Source organism: Methylobacterium sp. E-005 (assembly GCF_022829725.1).
Lineage (GTDB): Bacteria > Pseudomonadota > Alphaproteobacteria > Rhizobiales > Beijerinckiaceae > Methylobacterium.
In genome coordinates, this window is record NZ_JAKSYG010000080.1 from 1 (window position 1) to 19,012 (window position 19,012).

Here is a 19,012-nt window from a genome sequence, read left to right on the forward strand (position 1 = left end):
GCCCGGGCGGCCCGACGAACAGGACGTGGTCCAGCGCCTGGCCGGTCTTGCGGGCGGCCTCGATGAAGATCTGCATGTTGGCCCGGGCCGCCCGCTGGCCGATGAACTCGGCCAGGCTCAGCGGGCGGATCGTCTGATCCATCTCGCCCGGGCTCGCGGCCGCCTGCAGCAGGCCCGGCTTCTGTGGCGGGGCCGTGGTCATCCGGGCGGCCATGGTCAGGCCGCCGCCTTCACCCGGTCGCGCGCGGCCTCGAAGGGCTGCACGAGGACACGCCGGCCGGTCAGGTCGTGGACGCTGACCCGCCATTCGGACCAGTCGGTCCGGTTCGCCAGGGCGCGCCGCACGTCGGCCGCGACCCGCTCGGCCCGGGCGCTCAACCGCCCGGCGGCGCGAACCTCGGCGCCGCGGGCATCGAACACGCATTCGAGGCCGTTGGTGCAGTGGAAACGGTAGCGTGCCATCCTGCGCTCCTCCCCTGGCCGCCCTGCGCGGCCCTGACTGAATGTTCACTATATGTTCTTACTCGCGTGGGATCCAGCCCGGGCGAAGCGTCGCATCCGGTCGCGGAACACAGGCCACCCTTCGCGCTTTCCGCGGACAGCTTCCGCTCACGCGACCCGGGACGCCGCATGATACGCCCCTTACGCACCGCCCTCCTGCTCGTGGCTGCCCTGGGCACCGCCGCCCGCGCCGAGGACGCGCCGGCCGGGTCCGACGCCCTGAAGCCGATGATCCAGTCGGACAGCCTCGTGTTCAACGGCGTCACCCGCTCCAAGGACGGCCGGGTGTTCTCGCCGTTCCAGCGCCAGTCCAAGGATACGGGGATCGAACTCGGCGAGTGGAAGGACGGCAAGGCCGTGGCCTATCCCGACGCGGGGTGGAACGCCTGGAAGAGCGGCGACGACCCGGCCAAGGCCTTCGTGGCGGTCAACGCCATCCGGATTGGGCCGGACGGCGACCTCTGGGTGGTCGACAAGGGCGCCCCCGGGATGGGCGCGGCGCCGCTCCCGGGCGGCCCCAAGCTCGTGCAGATCGATCTCGCCACCAACACCGTGCGCAAGGTCTACCCGCTCCAGGCGGCCACGACGGACAAGAGCTTCATCGACGATTTCCGCTTCAACGGCCGCCACGTCTACCTGACGGATGCCGGCCAGCCCGGGCTGATCGTCCTCGACCTCGACAGCGGGGGCCTGTGGCGGGTGCTCGACGGGGATTGGTCGACGATCGCGCAGCGCCCGCTCACCGGGCAGGGCCGGGTTCTGCGGGACGACAAGGGCAAGCTGCTGTTCATCCACGCCGACCAGCTGGAGGTCTCGCCGGACGGCAAGACCTTCTACTACCAAGCCTGCACCGGCCCGCTCTACAGCATCGAGACCCGGTATCTCGACGACGCCTCCGCGAGCGACGACGAGCGGGCCAAGCACGTGAAGCTCCACGCAGCCACGGTGGCGACGGGCGGCACCGCGATCGACGCGTCAGGCACCATCTATGCGAGCGACACGGACGGGCTGCGCATCCTCAAGATCGCGCCTGACGGGACCATGAGCACGCTCGTCCAGGACCCGCGCCTCGTCTGGGTCGACGCCATGTGGATCGACGAGCAGGGCGGGCTCTGGATCCCGGCGGCGCAGATGAACCGCACGCCCGCCATGAACGGCGGCGAGGCCTCGGCGGTGAAATTCCCGACGACGATCTACCGGATGCAGATCGACGCCAAACCGCTGCGCAACTGAGCGGACGAGGCGTATACCCGGCCGATCGACGCCCGAACCCCGCTGGGGTTTACCGGGTTTCGCGGATGCGGCCAGGCGCGCCGCATGGCAGGTGGAGAGGTCTGACGATCATGTCGGGGATGTGGTGTTCTCGTGCGGCGCGGATTGTTCTGGCCGCAGGCCTGCTGGCCGGCGCGGCGGCGCCCGTGCGGGCGGCGGGATCCCTCGAGATTCAGGGGACCCGTCTTCACACGCCGCCTGATTCGCACGAGCCGCAGCGGGCGCTGATCGCGTTGCGCAACACCGGGCCGGATCCGGTCACGCAGGTGACGATCCTCTGCACCTTCACGGGCGCCGGCGGTGCGGTGCTCGATACGCAGACGGTCTCGGTACCGGAGATCGCCGGCCACGCCGCCGCGCAGGCCGAGGCGATCTATTACAGCTGGCCCCGGGCCGGCGCCGCCACCTGCCGGGTCGCCGAGCCGCACTGAGGCATCGCCTCGGTCGGCTCGGCGTGGGGATATCGGCCTCGGGTCACGCCGCCCGCACGGTCGCGAGGAAGCGGGTGACCTCGGCGCCGAGATGCTCCGACTGCCGCGACAGCTCCGTGGCCGCCGACAGCACCTGGCCGGCCGCCGCCCCGGTCTCCTCCGAGGCCTGCGCCACGCCGGCGATGTTGCCCGTCACCGCGTTGGTGCCGGCTGAGGCCTGGGCGACGTTGCGCACGATCTCCTGGGTTGCCGCGCCCTGCTGCTCCACGGCCGCGGCGATCGAGGTTGCGACGCTGTCGATCTCGCGGATCCGTCCGGTGATGCCGCCGATCGCCATCACGGCCTGAGCCGTAACGCCCTGCACCTCGCCGATCTGGCGGCCGATTTCGTCGGTCGCCTTGGCGGTCTGCTCGGCCAGCGCCTTGACCTCCGAGGCGACCACGGCAAAGCCCCGCCCCGCCGCTCCGGCGCGCGCCGCCTCGATGGTGGCATTGAGCGCCAGCAGATTGGTCTGACCGGCAATCCCCGAGATCATGCCGACCATGTCGCCGATCCGAGCCGAGGTGGCCTGCAGCGCCTGGACCAAGTGTGCGGTCTGATCGGCCTCGCCGACGGCCGCCTGCGCCAGCCGCGTCGAGCCGGAGACCTGCCGGCCGATCTCCTGCACGGACGAGCCGAGCTCCTCGGCCGCCGCCGCCACGGTGTTGACGTTGGCGGCGGCTTCCTCGGCAGCGGCGGCCACGGTGGTGGACTGCGACGCCGTCTCGTTGGCCGTGGCAGTCATCTGGTGGGCGGTGGCCTGAAGTTCGGTGGCCGAGGACGAGACCATCCCGACGATGCCGCCGACCGCGCGCTCGAAGCCGTCGGCGAGCTCGACCATGGTGCGCTTGCGTTCGGCGGCCGCGGCCACGTCGGAACGGCGCTTGATCTCAGCCTCCTCGGCGGCCTTCCGGGCGACCATGGCCTTGATGCCCTCGACGGCCTTGCCGACCGCGCCGATCTCGTCCCCGCGGGCGGCTTCTGCGATCTCCGCGTCGATCTCACCGCGGGCCATCCGCTGCAGTACGCCGACGAGGCTGCCAAGCGGGCGAGCCACCTGCATGATGATCGTATAGACGCCGTAGGCGATGCTGAGCGCCGCGAGAACGAGCGCGGTCAGCAAGGCGAGGCGCGACCAGCCCGCGGTGTTCTCGGAGCGTTTGAATTCCGCCTCCGCCTCGCGGACCTGCACCGTTGTCAGCTTGCTGAGGGTCGCATTGGTAGCCAGCATGTTCTTCAGCAACTCGGCATGCGTGGTCTCGTACTCCGAAGCGTCCCCCTGTGCGAGGCGCCGGAGGATCTCGGCGGTGATGATGCCGTTCTGATCGATCTCCTTCTGCAGATCCTTGGCGAGAATCGCCTCTTCCGGCGTCAGGGCCGTCGCCTGATAGGCGGACCATTGTGTCTGAAGGCTGGAGAGGTCACGCTCGATCCTGTCTTTGGCCTTGGCCGGCTCGATCTGCTTGCTGCGCAGCATACGGGAGACGCCGATCACATCATCGTAGGAATCGCGAATGATACTAAATTGGCGAAGACATATAACGCGATCCTCAAAGACGGTCTTCAGGCTTGAATGACTCCAATTGAGCGCGAGATTCCCCAAGGCCGACGTGGCCAACAGCAAGAGGCCCATCATGGCCAGAACGGAGACAAGCCTCTGCTTGATCGTCATCGCGGGTCAACTGCCTTTCGCTTGGTCATCATCGCCACCGTGGACACTTGTACAGGGCAAATGTCTGAACGTGGATTGCGTCAAATCGGGGCAAATGATTAATATCTCGGCGGTTTATTGGCCTTCGATCGCGACGCGGCGCAGAATCGAGCAAACGTGATCGCGTCGCGCCATCGACGCGGCAGGGACGTCATGCCCGCTGCCGGATGACGAGAGACTACCTTCGACGATTGTGCCGGGTCGTCGGCAGCCGCCCCGCACGGGGCTGGTATCGGGTGGGGGGAGCGGAATGGCCCGGTCGACGGTGGCGCCCAGGGACGCTTTCCGGCAGAACGCGTCCACGCATCCTTCGCGTCCCTGGAGATCGATTTCCCCGTGACCACCTCCGTCGCCCTCCTCGAGAACGGCCGCGCCGGGCGGGCGTGGGCCGTCCTCTACGCCGCCGCGCGGCGCAGGTTCTGAACGTGGGCGAAGGCGCGACCGACGACCTCCTGCGGCGGACCCGGGTACTGGAGCAGGCCCTGCGCGCCAGCGAGGAGCGCTACCGGACGCTGTTCGAGGCCATCGACGACGGCTTCTGCGTCATCACCTTCCTCGACGGCCCACACGGCCCCCTGAGCGACTACGTCCACGTCGAGGCCAATCCGGGCTACGAGCGCCACACCGGCATCGCCGGCATCGTCGGCCGGACTCTGCGCGACCTTGTCCCGGCGGACGATGCCGAGGCCTGGCTCGATCTCTACGGCGGCGTGCTCCGGACCGGCCTGCCGATCCGCTTCGAGCGCTATTTCGCGCTCGTGGACCGCACCATCGAGGTCTCGGCGGTCCGGATCGAGCCGCGGAGCCGGCGCCAGGTCGCCGTCCTGTTCCGGGACATCACGGCGCGCCGGAAGGCGGAGGATGCACTCCGCGCCAGCGAGGCCCTGGCCCGCACCAACAGCGAGCGCGTCCAGCTCGCCCTGGCGGCCGGCGCGATCATCGGCACGTGGCTGTGGGACCTGCCGAGCGACCGCTTCACCGTGGACGAGGCTTTTGCGCGGAGTTTTGGTCTCGATCCGGCCCTGGGCCGCGAGGGCCTGAGTCTCGCGCAGGTGGTGGCAACCGTCCACCCCGACGACCGGGCTGGTCTCGCCGCAGCGATCGACGAAGCGGTCGCCCGGGGCGGGGCCTACGCGCACCAGTACCGGGTCCGCCGCGCCGACGGGCGCTACTACTGGCTCGAGGCGAACGGCCGGGTCGATCACGGGCCGGACGGGACGCCACTCAGCTTCCCGGGGGTCCTGATCGACGTGGACGAGCGCCGGGCCGTCGAAGCGGAGCGCGACCGGGCCGCCGCGGCCCTGCGCAGCCTCAACGAGACCCTGGAGCAGCGCGTCGCCGAGCGGACCGCCGAGCTGATGCGGGCCGAGGAGGCCCTGCGCCAATCGCAGAAGATGGAGGCGGTCGGCCAGCTGACCGGCGGCCTCGCCCACGACTTCAACAACATGCTGGCCGGGGTCGTCGGCTCCCTGGAGCTGATGCAGACCCGGATGCTGCAGGGCCGGGTCGGCGATCTCGACCGCTACATCGCCGCGGCCCAGGGGGCGGCCCGGCGCGCCACTGCCCTCACGCACCGTCTGCTCGCCTTCTCGCGCCGCCAGACCCTCGATCCGAAGCCCACCGACGTGAACCGCCTCGTCGAGGGCATGATGGAGCTGGTGCGCCGCACGGTCGGCCCCGCGGTGGCGATCGAGTCGATCGGGGCCGGCGGCCTCTGGCCCACGCTGGTCGATCCGAGCCAGCTGGAGAACGCGCTCCTCAACCTCTGCCTCAACGCCCGGGACGCCCTGCCGGAGGGCGGCCGCATCGTCATCGAGACGGCCAACCGCTGGCTCGACCACAGGACCGGGCAGGAGCGCGACCTGGAGCCCGGCCAGTACGTGACCCTCTGCGTCTCGGACAACGGCATCGGCATGACCCCGGACGTCGCCGCCAAGGCGTTCGACCCGTTCTTCACCACCAAGCCCCTCGGCGAGGGCACCGGGCTCGGCCTGTCGATGATCTACGGCTTCGCCAAGCAGTCCGGCGGGCAGGTGCGGATCTACTCGGAGTTCGGCCAGGGCACGATGGTCTGCCTCTACCTGCCCCGCCATCTCGGCGAGGCCGACGGCGAGACGATCCTGCCCGACCTCGCCCACGCGCCGCGGGCCGAGCAGGGCGAGACCGTCCTGGTGGTGGATGACGAGCCGACCGTGCGGATGCTGGTCACCGAGGTGCTCGAGGATCTGGGCTATGCGGCGATCGAGGCGGCGGACGGCGCCTCGGGCCTGAAGGTGCTGCAATCGGACGTGCGCCTCGACATGCTGATCACCGATGTCGGCCTGCCCGGCGGCATGAACGGCCGCCAGATGGCCGAGGCCGGGCGCGAGCATCGACCGGACCTGAAGGTGCTGTTCATCACCGGCTACGCCGAGAACGCCGCCCTCAACCACGGCCATCTCGGCCCCGGCATGCAGGTGATGACCAAGCCCTTCGCGCTGGAGGCGCTCGCCACCCGGATCCGGGGGGTCATCGCGGGCGAGGGGTGAGGCGGGCGGCCGTCCGCCGCCGGGCTTTGCGGATCCCGCGTCTCGGTTCGGGAAAGACAAGCACAACGGGGCCGCGTCTCCTCCTCCCCCACTGCGCGCTTGTGGATTCACACATCGGGTTTGGAATCATCGCGCAGTTGCTAAGTGGGGCCGCCGGATCGCTCGTGCGCCCTCCCTCCCCCGCAGAGGGGGGAGGGAGAGGCGCGGAGCCACCTTCGCCTCTCCAATGGAGATTAGGTGCATCCGGTAGCCGGCACGGGAGAGGGAAGTGGCGCGGTGGCAGCCCCGGCTTTGCGGGTATCGGTACGGGTGCGGCACAGGACCCACAGGGTCTCACGAAACGTTGCTCCGCCGCCCAGATCGGGAACCGGACAGCGTGGCCGTCCTTATGGTGGCGGGCCGCCGCGTGGGACGGCCGGACCGGCCGCGACGTGCCGAACGGAAAGGCGACAGGGGATCTGCCGTGCAGACGCAGGACATTCCGGCCGAGCTCAAGAGCTATTTCGACAGCTCCCACATCGCCCTGGCGCTGGCTGCCGTCACCGCCGACAACCCGCTGCTGCTGGTCAACGAGCGGTTTCACCAGCTGACCGGGTACGACGCGGCCGATGTCGTCGGCCACAATTGCCGCCTCCTGCAGAAGGACGCGGAGAACCGGGAGGCCCGGGCCAAGATCCACGCCTTCCTGGAGGACGATCGGATCGGCGCCGTGCGCACCACGATCGTGAACTTCCGCAAGGACGGGCGTCCGTTCGTCAATCTCCTGTATATGTCGAAACTGAAGGCCATCTCGGGCGAGGTGCGCTTTCTTTTCGCATCCCAATTCGACATCAGCCGCTCGCAACCGGAGTTGCTTTCTGCGTACGATGCCGAGCTAAGCCGGACCCTGTCCCGGCTGAGTCCGACGCTTGCGGAGAGCGGCATCGTCATCGAAGGCTCCCTGATGACGATCGCCAACACCGTCGCCACCGTCGCGCAGGCGAAGCTCACCCTCGCGGATCTCGATGCACCAGGATTTCCTTGACGAGCCCGGGGCGGGAGCCCCGGAGGTCCTGGACGGCGCCGGTCAGGTCGTGGCCGCACCGTTCACCGGGCCTGTGGTGGGAATCGGCGCCTCGGCGGGCGGGCTCGAAGCCCTGCGCGAGATGCTGGCGCGCGCCCGGACACCGACCGGCATGGCCTTCGTCATCGTCCAGCACCTCGATCCCAACCACGAGAGCATGCTGGCCCAGCTCCTCGACCGGCATACCGGGCTGGAGGTGCTCCAGTGCGAGGGCGGCGAGCGGATCGTCGGCGACAAGGTCTACATCATCCCGCCCGGCCGCGGCTTGGTCATCCAGAACGGCGTCCTCGAACTCACCCAGTTCGTGCAGCCGCGGGGCCTGCGCCGGCCGATCGACGACTTCTTCCTCTCGCTCGCGGTCGATCAGCAGGCCAACGCGGCCTGCGTGATCCTGTCGGGCACGGGGGCCGACGGCACCACCGGCTTGCGGGCCATCAAGGAGCACGGCGGCGTCTGCGTGGTGCAGCAACCCGACACGGCCCGCTACGACGGCATGCCGGTCTCGGCGGTCGGTACCGGCCTCGTCGATTTCGTGCAGCCGCCCGGCGAGATCGTGGATTGCCTCTCGGCCTTCTTCCGCCGCCGGGGCACCGATGCGGGCGGTGAGGAATCGGGTCCGGTCGCCGACCATCTCGACGACCTCTGCCGGGTGCTCCGCACGGCGGTCGGGCACGATTTTGCCGGCTACAAGCGCACGACCCTGGTGCGTCGGGTCGAGCGGCGCATGCACGTGCTCGGACTCGAATCCGGCCGGGCCTACCTCGCCCGCGTCCGGGCCGACAAGGCCGAGTGCGAGGCGCTGTTCCGCGACCTCCTGATCAATGTCACCCGCTTCTTCCGGGACGCCGAGCTGTTCGAGGTCCTGCGCGAGCGGGCGGTCGAACCGCTGCTGCGCAACCGCGACCCGGACGAGGACATCCGGGTCTGGATCCCGGGCTGCTCCAGCGGCGAGGAGGCCTACAGCCTCGCCATGCTGTTCGCCGAGACTGCCCGCAGCCTCGACCTGCCGCTGGCGGTGCAGATCTTCGCCACCGACATCGACGAGCGCATGCTCCAGATCGCCCGGGAGGCGACCTACCCGGCCGCGGCGCTCGCCGACATCTCGGCCCCCATGCGCGAGCGCTACATCGTCCCCCATGCCGAGCGCTTCACCATCGCGGCCGAGATCCGCGACCTGATCCGCTTCTCCAGCCACAGCCTCGTGAAGGATCCGCCCTTCTCCAAGATCGACCTGCTCTCCTGCCGCAACCTGCTGATCTATTTCGACGAGCGTTTGCAGCAGTCGGTGGTGCCGCTGTTCCATTACGCGGTGCGGCCGGGCGGCTACCTGTTCCTCGGCCCCTCCGAGAGCGTGAGTCGGTTCGAGCACCTGTTCCCGGCCATCGACCAGCACGCCCGCCTGTTCGAGCGGCCGCCGGGCTCGCCGCAATACCCGATCGATCTGCCCGGCAGCGCCCGGCGCGGCGAGATGCGGCGCGGCGGCCGTGAGGAGCGCCGGGGCGAGCCGTCGATCTCCGATGAGTCCGCGGCGGTGCGGCGCGTGATCGAGCGCTACGCCCCGCCCAGCATGGTGCTGAACGAGGATGGCGGCATCATCAGTGCCTATGGGCGCCTGAGCCGCTACTTCGACTTCCCGGTGACGCGGACCGGCGGCACCAGCGCCATCACGCTGGCGCGGCCGGGCCTGCGCGACGTGATCGGCCCCCTGCTCCGCCGGACCCGGGATGCGCGCAAGCGCGTCGCGGTCCGGAATGTGGAGGTGCGCTCGGAATACGGCCTGCAGCAGGTGGAACTGATCTGCGATCCGCTGCCGGACGGCTCGATGCTGCTCGTCCTGCGCGACACCGGCGCCTTCGAGCCGTCGAGCGACCTCGACCTGCTCGACCTGGACGCGGGCGGCGACCATGTCGAGGCGCTGGAAGAGGAATTGCTGCGCACGCGCTACAAGCTGCGCTCGACCGTCGAGGAATTGGAGACGACGAACGAGGAGCTGAAGAGCTCCAACGAAGAAATGATGTCGATGAACGAGGAGCTCCAGTCGACGAACGAGGAGCTGTCCACGGTCAACGACGAGCTGAAGACCAAGGTCGAGCAGCTCACCATCGCCAATGCCGACCTGCGCAACTTCTTCGAATCGACCGACCTCGCCGTCATCGTGCTCGACCGCGACCTGCGGGTGCGCAGCTATACCGCGGCCGCAACCACGATTTTCCCGCTGCAGCCGGGCGACCGGGGACGGCCGCTGGCCGATGTGTCGAGCCGGCTCGCCGGCCATGAATATCTCCACGACGCGGAGGCAGTCTGCGCCGGCGGCTCGGTGATCCAGCGGCGCCTCACCACCCGGGACGGGGACCGGACGCTGTCGCTGCGCGTCCTGCCCTACCGCCTGCAGAATGGCAGCATCGACGGCGCCACCCTGGTGCTCACCGACATCACCGAGGCCCTGTCGCTGGAGCGCCAGCTCGCCGCGGAGCGCGAGCGGCTGGAACTGGCCGTCAAGGCCGGCGGGATCGGCGTCTGGGAATACAGCCCCGACGCGGCCACCATCGTGGTCGACAGCACCGCCGGCACGATGTTCAGCCTCGCGCCCGACACGCCGCACCCGGTCCCGGCCCTGATCGCCAGCGTGGTGCCGGAGGACCGGATCGGCCTGGAGGCGGCACTGGCCGAGGCCGCGCACGGGCTCGACGAGTTCGAGGCCCGCATCCGGGTCCGGGCGGCCGACCACGCGCCCCGGCACATCCGAAGCTACGGGCGCCTGACTCGCAGCGGCGACCGGAAGCGGATCGTGGGCGTCTGTATCGACGTGTCGCCCGAATACGCGCTGGCCGAGACCCGCGACCTGATGCTGCGGGAGATGAACCACCGGGTGAAGAACCTGTTCGCGATCATCGGCGGCATGATCTCGGCGGGTTCCCGCACGCACCGGGACATCGGCATCTTCGCCTCCGACATGCGTGACCGCATCTCGGCGTTGGGTCGGGCCCACTCGCTCGCCGACCCGACCGACGGCCAGGGCATGAGCGACCTCGCCGGCCTGATCGGCGCGACCCTGCGCCCCTACCGCGACCATGTCCCGACGGTGATCGAGGGCCCCCTCGTGGCGATCAACTGGCGGCACGTCTCGTCGCTGGCGATGATCCTGCACGAATGGGCGACCAACTCGGTGAAGTACGGGGCGCTCGGGGCCGAGGACGGGTCCCTGTCGGTGACCTGGGAGCGGGGGCCGGACGGGCTGGTCGTGGATTGGCGCGAGCGCATGGCCCGGGTGGCCGAGCCGCGGCCGGGCCGGGGATTCGGCTCGCTGCTGGTCGAGATGTCCCTGCGCCAGCTCGAGGCGACCGTGGAACGCAGCCACGACGCGACCGAGTATCGGATTGTGCTGCGCCTGCCGGATTCGGCGCTCACGCGGGGGTGAGCGGCCCCGCCGCGGCCGTCCTCGTGTTCCCCCCCAACGCAAAACGGCCCGCCGCGGCAATGCCGGACGGGCCGTCCTGCTGGGCGCCGGAGGATCCGACGCCCGCGCGTTCAGTCCATGACCTCGACGAGGGGGGGCCGCGATCGATTGGGACGGACCCTCAGTTACAGCCTTCCTTATGGACGGTCTTCGAGTTGCCCATGCCGTCCTCCTTGTGGACGGTCTTCGAGCCGCAATCGACGGTGCCGGTGGTGACCTCACGGCGCTCGACGACGCCATCCCGGTGCCCGACCGCGACGCTCGGACCGCCGTCGCGATGGATCACCGTGGTCTCCTCGGCACTCGCCGGCAGAGCCGCACCACACAGGGTCGCCAACAGGGCACCCGAGAGAATGACGTTGCGCATGAATAGCCTCCTGCCATCAATCGGAGGCAGCAACGGCGAGATTGCGAAAAGGGTTCCACACGATAATTTCTGTATAGTTTTGCACATTCTCCGCTTTTTACATGTATCAATTGCGAACAATTGAATAGATCTCGTTCGATCGACCGCGCGCCGGTTGCGGAAGACGTGCGATCCGGATCGGTGGATCGGATGGTTACACGGCGTAGGGAACGCGCCTGTCCCGAGCAGTCGCCTGCGGCCTGGAAGGCGGCGCGGCGCGTATCGGCGTTCGGCCCGAACCGCGTGACGACGCGTCGCGGCGCCCTCCCTGGCCGGTCCGCCGCTGCACCATTGCCCCGCATCCCGCAGGCCCCGATCTTCAACCCTTGGATGCGCTGACCGGGCGCAGCCGGTCCGGGCATGAACCAGCGAGCGACGCCACCGCCCTTCGCGCACGGCCAGCCCGTCGAGGCGCTCGCCGGGACGATCGAGCGCGTCACCTTCCACAGCCCGGAGACCGGCTTCTGCGTCCTGAAGGTCCAGGCGCGGGGCAAGCGCGACCTCGTGCCGGTGATCGGCCACGCGCCGGCGATCGGCGCGGGCGAGTGGATCACCGCCACCGGCATCTGGCACACGGACCGCCAGCACGGCCTGCAGTTCAAGGCCGATACGCTCAAGGTCACGCCGCCCACGGGCGTCGCCGGCATCGAGAAGTACCTCGCCTCGGGCCATATGCGCGGCATCGGCCCCGCCATGGCCAAGCGGATCGTGGCGGCCTTCGGGGAAGGCACGTTTGAGATCATCGAAGCCGAGCCCGGTCGCCTGACCGAAGTGGAGGGGATCGGGCGCAAGCGCGCCGCCCGGATTGTCGCCGGCTGGGCCGAGCAGAAGGCCGTGCGCGAGATCATGCTGTTCCTGCACGCAAACGGCGTCGGGACGGCCCGGGCGGTGCGGATCTTCAAGACCTACGGCCACGAAGCCATCGCGGTCATGACCGAGGATCCCTACCGGCTGGCCAAGGACATCCGCGGCATCGGATTCAAGACCGCCGACGCCATCGCGATGAAGCTCGGGCTGACCCCGGAGGCGCCGCAGCGCCTGCGGGCCGGCATCTCCTTCGCGCTGCAGACCGCCACCGATGCGGGCCATTGCGCCCTGCCGGTGGCGGATCTCGTGACGCTGGCGGAGGACCTCCTTGGCGTGGCGGCGCCGCTGATCCGCACGGCCCTCCTCGACGTGCTGGAGAGCGGCGCGGTCGTGCAGGACATCATCGGCGACAAGGCCTGCATCTTCCTCGCCGGCCTGCACGCCGCCGAGCGCGCCATCGCCGAGCGGCTGCTCCAGCGGGCGACCGGCACGCCGCCCTGGCCGGCAATCGACCTCGCCCGGGCCCTGCCCTGGGTGGCGGAGAAGACCGGCAAGACGCTCTCGCCCTCGCAGGAGGCGGCGGTGCGCCACGTGCTCGGCGCCAAGCTCGCGGTGGTGACCGGCGGTCCGGGCGTGGGCAAGACCTCGACGCTGGACACGATCCTGCGGATCCTCCGGGCCAAGGGCGTGCGGGTGCTGCTCGCCGCCCCGACCGGCCGGGCCGCCAAGCGGATGAGCGAGCAGACCGGGCTGGAGGCGAAGACCCTCCATCGGCTGCTGGAGATCGACCCGAAGCACGGCGGCTTCTCGCGCAACGCCGAGAATCCCCTCCCCTGCGATCTCCTCGTGATCGACGAGACCTCGATGGTCGACGTGCCGCTGATGAATGCCCTGACCAAGGCGGTGCCCGAGCACGCCGCCCTGCTCCTCGTCGGCGATGTCGATCAGCTGCCCTCGGTCGGGCCGGGGCAGGTGCTGGCCGACGTGATCGCCGCCGGCGCGGTCCCGGTGGCCCGGCTCACGGAGGTGTTTCGGCAGGCGGCCGAGAGCCGGATCGTGGTCAACGCCCACCGGATCAACGCCGGCAAGATGCCCGAGCCGGCTCCGCGGGGCGCCGAGAGTGACTTCCACTGGATCGAGATCGACGACCCGGAGCCCGCCGTCGCGACGCTGATCGAGGTGGTGACCCGGCGCATCCCGGCCCGGTTCGGCCTCGATCCGGTGCGCGACGTGCAGGTGCTCACCCCGATGCAGCGCGGGCTGCTCGGCGCACGGAACCTCAACCACGAACTTCAGGCGGTGCTGAACCCGAATCCGGCGGTCTCGGTGGAGCGCTTCGGCTGGCGCTTCGCCCCCGGCGACCGGGTGATGGAAAGCCAGAACGACTACGACCGCGAGGTGTTCAACGGAGACCTCGGCACCGTGGCGCGGATCGACGAGGACGAGGGCGCCGTGATCGTCGATTTCGAGGGCCGGGAGGTGATCTATCCCTACGGCGAGCTCGACACGCTGGTGCCGGCCTACGCCACCACCATCCACAAGTCGCAGGGCTCGGAATATCCGGCGGTGGTGATCCCGCTCGCCATGCAGCATTGGACGATGCTGGCGCGGAACCTCCTCTACACCGGCGTGACCCGGGGCAAGCGGCTCGTGGTGCTGCTCGGGCAGCGCAAGGCCGTGGCGGTGGCGGTCCGCGGCGGAACCCAGAAGCCCCGCTGGACCAAGCTGCGGGAGTGGCTCAGCCGGGGGCCGTAGATCGATCCGCGTGACCTAGGACCTGGGCCTAATCGGTTTGGTCATGGTGATGTCCGCGATGGGTGGATTTCTGCCTGTCCGCTCTCAAGCGGCAATGCGTGGAAGCAGACATCGGTGCTGGATTTGCTCGCGGCCTTTAGCAAAAATCTAGGAAAAATTCAAAATCTAAGCCGTACGGTTTAAGTAGGGGCAATTTTTACGCGATATTTCCCGTTCGTATCTCACCTTTTTTCAGTTTGCGCAACTGATATAACATCGCGATTATAATACCAAATGATATTGATAGGTAATACCATGGATGAAGCGGTTTTATTCTCGAGACTGGATGGCCGCACACCCGATCGACGGCTACGATGATATCGTCCCCGGGCCGTACGGAGCCTTTTGGTGCCAACTCTGTCCAGTCGTGGCAGCCAATTCCGTTAGGGAGACTATAATCGATCCAACCCGACGCCGTACTTTTTCCATTTTGTACAGTTGATATTTTGGCTCGTGCCGACACCCCGTTCTCAATAATTGAGGAGTCTCGAAAATCTACGAACGATAGAAGTGCCGGTATGAGCGCCAAAATACCGAAACCAACATAAATAACAGCGGCGGCAAATCTTTTTTCCTTGGCGCTTCCACTGTATTTTCCAAGCTCAGGCACTCATCTTAGCCAGTCGCTCCAGGTGGAGTCTCGATTAATGCCCACAGGAATAAAAAAATAGTCTCCCTTGTTGTATCTACGGACTAGGCGAAATTCTCCAAATGAATGCAATGACAGATTTGCTACTTCATCGCGCCGCCATGTTTTCGTACTAAACCACGACTTCTTTTCAATCCGATCAGCGTGCAATATAATAAAACTTGAACTCTCATTAAATTTCCATATCAAAGCTATGATTAGACCTCCAATTGCAAAAATCCAAATTATTTTAGAAGATGACAGATCTAATTGAGCACGACCTAAAAATCCCAAAAACAATAAAATTACAATATGGGACACGGCGAGAAGTCGCCTGGCAATTGAGGCTCGATATGTCGTCGGATATTAGATAGGTTCTACCACGACTGTGTCCTTTGTGTTGAATTTATTTGGCTTTCTCACTCAGATCGAACATTCAGCGGCAGTCGATAAACGTCTGCTTACTGGAAGCACTAGCAATCTTCGGGGTGGCCTGCACGGGTCGCAAGCAGCCACCTCACGCTCAACCTGATAGGCTAAGCCGGTCCCGAACGGACCCGCCGCACCGGACGGCTGACGAACCGGGAGCCCGCGAGCAGGAAGCGCCAGGGCGTCTCGGCACCGCGGGTGATGCCGATGCGCCGGTCGCTCACCACCGCGGCGGGCTCCGTGCGGGGCGCGAGCCGGAACGGCGCCCGCCCGACCGGCCAACCATCCTGGGCGCCGGTGACGCCGAGGGCCTGGCACAGGCGCCCCGGCCCGGCGCACAGCAGCCGAGCCTCGGCCGTACCCCGCCGGGCCTGCATGGCGGGCAGGCCTTCGGTCGGCGCCAGCGCCCGGATCAGCACCGCGCTGCCGGGCTCGCAGACGAGGTTCAGGCACCAGTGCATCCCGTAGGACCGGTAGACGTAGACGGTCCCGGGGACCCCGAACATGCTGGCGTTGCGCCGGGTCGGGCCGTTGAAGCTGTGCGAGGCGGGATCGGTCCGGTCATAAGCCTCCGTCTCCACGATGACGCCGCCCGCCCCGTCGACGAACAGGCCGGCCCCGACCAGCTCCTCCGCAACCGCGGCGACCGGTCGGGCGAAGTCGAACATCAGCATCGGGCCCCGGGGTTCGGCAGGTGGGTTCGGCAGGTGGCATTCGGCAGGTGGCATTCGGTAGGTGTCGTCCGGCAGGCAACTCCCGACAGGCCGCCGGGTTGACCCGCGCAGACGGATCTCATCGCGCCTGCCGGGGAGACGGACGATCGTCAACATGGTTGATGTCGCCATCGTGGGCGCGGGGGCCGCGGGTCTCGCCGCGGCCCGGCGCCTGACCGAGCGGCGCCCGGATTGGTCGATCCGCGCGCTTGAGGCGGAGGATCGCGCCGGCGGCCGGGCCCGCACCATCGCGGCACCCGGGCTCGGCGTGCCCCTCGACCTCGGCTGCGGCTGGCTGCATGGCGCGGAGCACAATCCCTGGCTGGCGATCGCCGGGACGTTCGGCTTCCACGTCGACCGGACCCCGGCCCCCTGGGACGTGCAGCACCAGGATCTCGGCTTCCCGCCGGAGGACCAGCGGGCCTACGAGGCGGCCGCCGAGGCCTTCGACCGTCGGCAGACGGCCGCGCAGGCGGATCCGGCGGACCGGCCGCTCGGGGCCCTCCTCGAACCCGGCAACCCGTGGAACGGGCTCCTCGACGCGGTCAGCAGCTACGTCAGCGGCGCCGAACTCGGGGCGCTCTCGACCCACGATTCCGCGCGCTACGCCGTCCACGGATCGGACTGGCGGGTGAGCGGGGGCTATGGCCGCCTCGTGGTCGCGTACGGCGCCGGCCTGCCGGTGGCGCTCGGCACGCCGGTGACGCGGATCGACCATGGCGGGGCCGGCCCGGTCCGGCTGGAAACGCCGCGCGGGACCCTGGAGGCCCGCGCCGTCGTGGTGACGGTCTCGACCAACCTCTTGGCCGATGGGGCGATCCGTTTCGACCCGCCGCTGCCCGACAAGGTCGCGGCGGCCCGAGACCTGCCGCTCGGCCTCGCCAACAAGGTCTTCCTTCACCTCGCCGCGCCGGAGGCGCTGCCGGCGGACGGGCACCTGATCGGCAATCCGCGCAGCGCCCGGACCGGCGCCTATCACCTGCGCCCCTTCGGCCGACCGGTGATCGAGGTCTATATCGGCGGCACCCTGGCGCGGGAGCTGGAACAGGCCGGCGCGGAAGCCGCCGCTGCCTTCGCCCTCGACGAGCTGGCGGGCCTGCTGGGGGATGAATTCCGCCGGCAGGCCTCGCCCCTGACCACCACCACCACCTGGGGCCGGACCGCCACCGTGCGCGGCTCCTACGCGTACGCCAAGCCCGGAGCGGCGGGACAGCGCGCGGTCCTGGCGGCGCCGGTCGAGGGCCGCCTGTTCTTCGCCGGGGAGGCGACCTCGCCGGACGCCTTCACCACCGCGCGCGGCGCCTACGAATCCGGTTTGCGGGCGGCGGATGAAGTCCTGGCGGCGCTTGAAACCGCGCCGTGAACACGCACGCGGCGAAATAGATCGGGCGCGATACACGTCTTGCTGGTACGAGGGTCGCCGAACTGCGAGCCGCCGGCCGATCCCTCCGGACCCCAGCATGACGCGCACAGCCGCGATCGCGACGCTGCAACCCGCCGCCGAGCCCGCCGGCACCCGGCGATCCGTTGCCGCGCCGCGGCGGTCGCCCCTGACCCTGCGCCGGCTCCGGCTGGCGAGCGGTCTGGTGCTGTTTGCTTACGTGCTGACCCACCTGACCAACCACGCCCTCGGCAACATCTCCCTCGCCACCATGGAGGACGGGCTCGACGTCGTCACGGCCCTCTGGCTCAACCCGCTCGGGCTGGCGCTGCTGTACGGCGCGCTGCTGCTCCACATCCTGCTCGGGCTCCAGGCGCTCTACGCGAGCCGGTTCTTCCGCCTGCGGGGTTCCGAGATCCTGCAACTGGGCTCCGGCCTCCTGATCCCGCCGCTGCTCGTCAGCCACATCACCGGGACCCGGGTCGCCTTCGCCACCGAGGGGCTCGACAAGGGTTACGCGCAGGAACTCTACACCTTCTGGATCGCGGCCCCGATGCTCGGCGTGCTGCAGGTGGCCGTGCTCATCGTGGCCTGGGTCCACGGCTGTACGGGCCTGTATTTCTGGCTCCGGCTGAAGCCCGGCTTCGCGCGCGCCGCGCCGGCGCTGCTGGCGCTCGCCGTGCTGGTGCCGGTCGTGGCCCTGCTGGGCTTCGCGCAGGGCGGCCGGGCGATCCGCGTCCTGGCGCAGGATCCCGCCTGGCGGGCGGTGGCGCTCCAGCCGATCCATGTCGGCCTGCCCGATCAGGTGGCGCGCCTCGCCGGGATCCGGGACCGGATGCTCCTCGTCTATGCGGGTCTCGTGGCGGCGGTCATCGCGGCCCGCGGGGCGCGGACGCTCGCGGAGATCCAGCGCGGCACGGTCCGGCTCAGCTATCCCGACGGGCGGGTGGTGCGGGTGCCCCGGGGCACCAGCGTGCTGGAGGCGAGCCGCCGCAACCGGATCCCGCATGCCAGCGTCTGCGGCGGCCGCGGCCGGTGTTCGACCTGCCGGATCCGGGTGACGGACGGCAGCGGCGGCGCGCCGCCGCCCGGCCGGGCCGAGGGCGCGGTCCTGGCGCGCATCGCCGCCGGGCCGGGCGTGCGCCTCGCCTGCCAGTTCCGGCCCGAGACCGACCTCGCCGTGGTGCCGCTTCTGCCGCCGCAGCCGCGTGTCCGCCCAACGGACCTCCTCGACCGGGCCGAATCCGGCGAGGAGCGCTTCATCGTGGCGATGTTCGTGGACCTGCGCGGCTCGACCCGGCTCGCCGAGGAGCGGCTGCCCTACGACACGGTGTTCATCATCAACCGGTTCCTCGGCGCGGTGGGCGAGGCCGTCCGGGCGGCGGGCGGCTCGACCAACCAGTTCCTGGGCGACGGGCTGCTCGCCCTGTTCGGCCTGGAGAGCGAGCCCGAGCAGGCGGCCCGGGACGCCCTGCGGTCGGTGGAGCTCATCGGCGAGTCCGTCGCCGCCCTGAACCACCTGCTGGCGGAGGATCTGGAGCACACCCTGCGCTACGGGGTCGGCGTCCATGCCGGGCCGGCGATCGTCGGCGAGATGGGCGACGCCACCGATGCCCGCTTCACCGCGCTCGGCGACACCGTCAACGTCGCCGCCCGGCTCCAGGGGCTGACCAAGACCCTGGGCTGCGTGGCCGTCGTGTCGGAATCGGTCTACCGGGCAGCCCAAGTGGCGCCGGCCTCGGTCCGGGATGTCATGATCCGCGGGCGCAGCGAGACCGTCCGGGTCAGCACGCTCGGCGACCGGTGAAGGCGGGCCGTCACAGGGGCCCGTCCCGCGGGCGAACGCGCATGC

12 protein-coding genes and 1 pseudogene are annotated in these 19,012 nt (G+C 69.2%); 8 read left to right on the forward strand and 5 right to left on the reverse strand.

Annotated features, from left to right (window positions below; all coding sequences use genetic code 11):
- A pseudogene (locus tag MKK88_RS08785) lies at positions 1-142 on the reverse strand (Holliday junction branch migration DNA helicase RuvB); the annotation flags it as partial.
- Between the two features lie 74 nt (positions 143-216).
- Positions 217-462, reverse strand: coding sequence for a DUF6894 family protein (locus MKK88_RS08790; protein WP_243998888.1), 246 nt, complete (start codon positions 460-462; stop codon positions 217-219).
- Positions 463-630: 168 nt separating this feature from the next.
- Here MKK88_RS08790 and MKK88_RS08795 point away from each other — a divergent pair, with 168 nt between their 5' ends.
- Both MKK88_RS08795 and MKK88_RS08800 read left to right on the forward strand, forming a co-directional pair.
- Positions 631-1,734 (forward strand): SMP-30/gluconolactonase/LRE family protein, encoded by a 1,104-nt coding sequence (locus tag MKK88_RS08795; RefSeq protein WP_243998890.1) that lies wholly within the window; start codon positions 631-633, stop codon positions 1,732-1,734.
- A gap of 119 nt (positions 1,735-1,853) precedes the next feature.
- Positions 1,854-2,204, forward strand: coding sequence for a hypothetical protein (locus MKK88_RS08800; protein ID WP_243998892.1), 351 nt, complete (start codon positions 1,854-1,856; stop codon positions 2,202-2,204).
- Between the two features lie 43 nt (positions 2,205-2,247).
- On the opposite strand, the gene MKK88_RS08805 is transcribed toward MKK88_RS08800, so the two are convergent.
- Entirely contained in the window at positions 2,248-3,915 is a 1,668-nt protein-coding gene (locus MKK88_RS08805) for a methyl-accepting chemotaxis protein (protein WP_243998894.1), read from the reverse strand.
- A 464-nt stretch (positions 3,916-4,379) separates the two neighbouring features.
- On the opposite strand from MKK88_RS08805, the gene MKK88_RS08810 reads away from it, so the two are divergent.
- The 3 genes from MKK88_RS08810 (at position 4,380) to MKK88_RS08820 (ending at position 10,963) form a co-directional block, all read left to right on the forward strand.
- Positions 4,380-6,482 (forward strand): ATP-binding protein, encoded by a 2,103-nt coding sequence (locus tag MKK88_RS08810; protein ID WP_243998896.1) that lies wholly within the window; start codon positions 4,380-4,382, stop codon positions 6,480-6,482.
- A gap of 463 nt (positions 6,483-6,945) precedes the next feature.
- Positions 6,946-7,506: a PAS domain-containing protein gene (locus tag MKK88_RS08815; protein WP_243998898.1), complete on the forward strand. Its 561-nt coding sequence runs from the start codon at positions 6,946-6,948 to the stop codon at positions 7,504-7,506.
- Positions 7,487-10,963 carry a CheR family methyltransferase gene (locus tag MKK88_RS08820; RefSeq protein WP_279602175.1) on the forward strand — a complete coding sequence of 1,159 codons (3,477 nt, stop codon included), beginning with the start codon at positions 7,487-7,489 and terminating at the stop codon, positions 10,961-10,963. Before MKK88_RS08815 ends, MKK88_RS08820 begins: the two co-directional genes overlap by 20 nt.
- A gap of 160 nt (positions 10,964-11,123) precedes the next feature.
- On the opposite strand, the gene MKK88_RS08830 is transcribed toward MKK88_RS08820, so the two are convergent.
- Positions 11,124-11,369 carry a hypothetical protein gene (locus MKK88_RS08830; protein WP_243998900.1) on the reverse strand — a complete coding sequence of 82 codons (246 nt, stop codon included), beginning with the start codon at positions 11,367-11,369 and terminating at the stop codon, positions 11,124-11,126.
- Between the two features lie 399 nt (positions 11,370-11,768).
- Here MKK88_RS08830 and MKK88_RS08835 point away from each other — a divergent pair, with 399 nt between their 5' ends.
- Complete coding sequence (locus MKK88_RS08835) at positions 11,769-13,970, forward strand: ATP-dependent RecD-like DNA helicase (protein WP_243998902.1); 2,202 nt, start codon at positions 11,769-11,771, stop codon at positions 13,968-13,970.
- A 1,203-nt stretch (positions 13,971-15,173) separates the two neighbouring features.
- On the opposite strand, the gene MKK88_RS08840 is transcribed toward MKK88_RS08835, so the two are convergent.
- Positions 15,174-15,740 carry a DNA-3-methyladenine glycosylase gene (locus tag MKK88_RS08840; RefSeq protein WP_243998922.1) on the reverse strand — a complete coding sequence of 189 codons (567 nt, stop codon included), beginning with the start codon at positions 15,738-15,740 and terminating at the stop codon, positions 15,174-15,176.
- A gap of 154 nt (positions 15,741-15,894) precedes the next feature.
- Between MKK88_RS08840 and MKK88_RS08845 the strand changes: the two genes are divergently transcribed.
- A complete protein-coding gene (locus MKK88_RS08845; protein ID WP_243998904.1) occupies positions 15,895-17,142 on the forward strand; it encodes a flavin monoamine oxidase family protein in 1,248 nt (415 codons plus the stop codon).
- A gap of 97 nt (positions 17,143-17,239) precedes the next feature.
- On the forward strand, positions 17,240-18,967 hold the full coding sequence (locus MKK88_RS08850; RefSeq protein WP_243998906.1) for an adenylate/guanylate cyclase domain-containing protein: 1,728 nt from the start codon (positions 17,240-17,242) through the stop codon (positions 18,965-18,967).
- Positions 18,968-19,012 lie beyond the last annotated feature (45 nt).

Excerpts from the sequence above, each read along its gene's own strand:
- MKK88_RS08845 (WP_243998904.1), top strand. The coding sequence starts at position 15,895 with ATGGTTGATGTCGCCATCGTGGGCGCGGGGGCCGCGGGTCTCGCCGCG.
- MKK88_RS08805 (WP_243998894.1), bottom strand. The coding sequence starts at position 3,915 with ATGACGATCAAGCAGAGGCTTGTCTCCGTTCTGGCCATGATGGGCCTC.
- MKK88_RS08790 (WP_243998888.1), bottom strand. The coding sequence starts at position 462 with ATGGCACGCTACCGTTTCCACTGCACCAACGGCCTCGAATGCGTGTTC.
- MKK88_RS08840 (WP_243998922.1), bottom strand. The coding sequence starts at position 15,740 with ATGCTGATGTTCGACTTCGCCCGACCGGTCGCCGCGGTTGCGGAGGAG.
- MKK88_RS08830 (WP_243998900.1), bottom strand. The coding sequence starts at position 11,369 with ATGCGCAACGTCATTCTCTCGGGTGCCCTGTTGGCGACCCTGTGTGGT.
- MKK88_RS08800 (WP_243998892.1), top strand. The coding sequence starts at position 1,854 with ATGTGGTGTTCTCGTGCGGCGCGGATTGTTCTGGCCGCAGGCCTGCTG.
- MKK88_RS08820 (WP_279602175.1), top strand. The coding sequence starts at position 7,487 with ATGCACCAGGATTTCCTTGACGAGCCCGGGGCGGGAGCCCCGGAGGTC.
- MKK88_RS08835 (WP_243998902.1), top strand. The coding sequence starts at position 11,769 with ATGAACCAGCGAGCGACGCCACCGCCCTTCGCGCACGGCCAGCCCGTC.
- MKK88_RS08795 (WP_243998890.1), top strand. The coding sequence starts at position 631 with ATGATACGCCCCTTACGCACCGCCCTCCTGCTCGTGGCTGCCCTGGGC.
- MKK88_RS08850 (WP_243998906.1), top strand. The coding sequence starts at position 17,240 with ATGACGCGCACAGCCGCGATCGCGACGCTGCAACCCGCCGCCGAGCCC.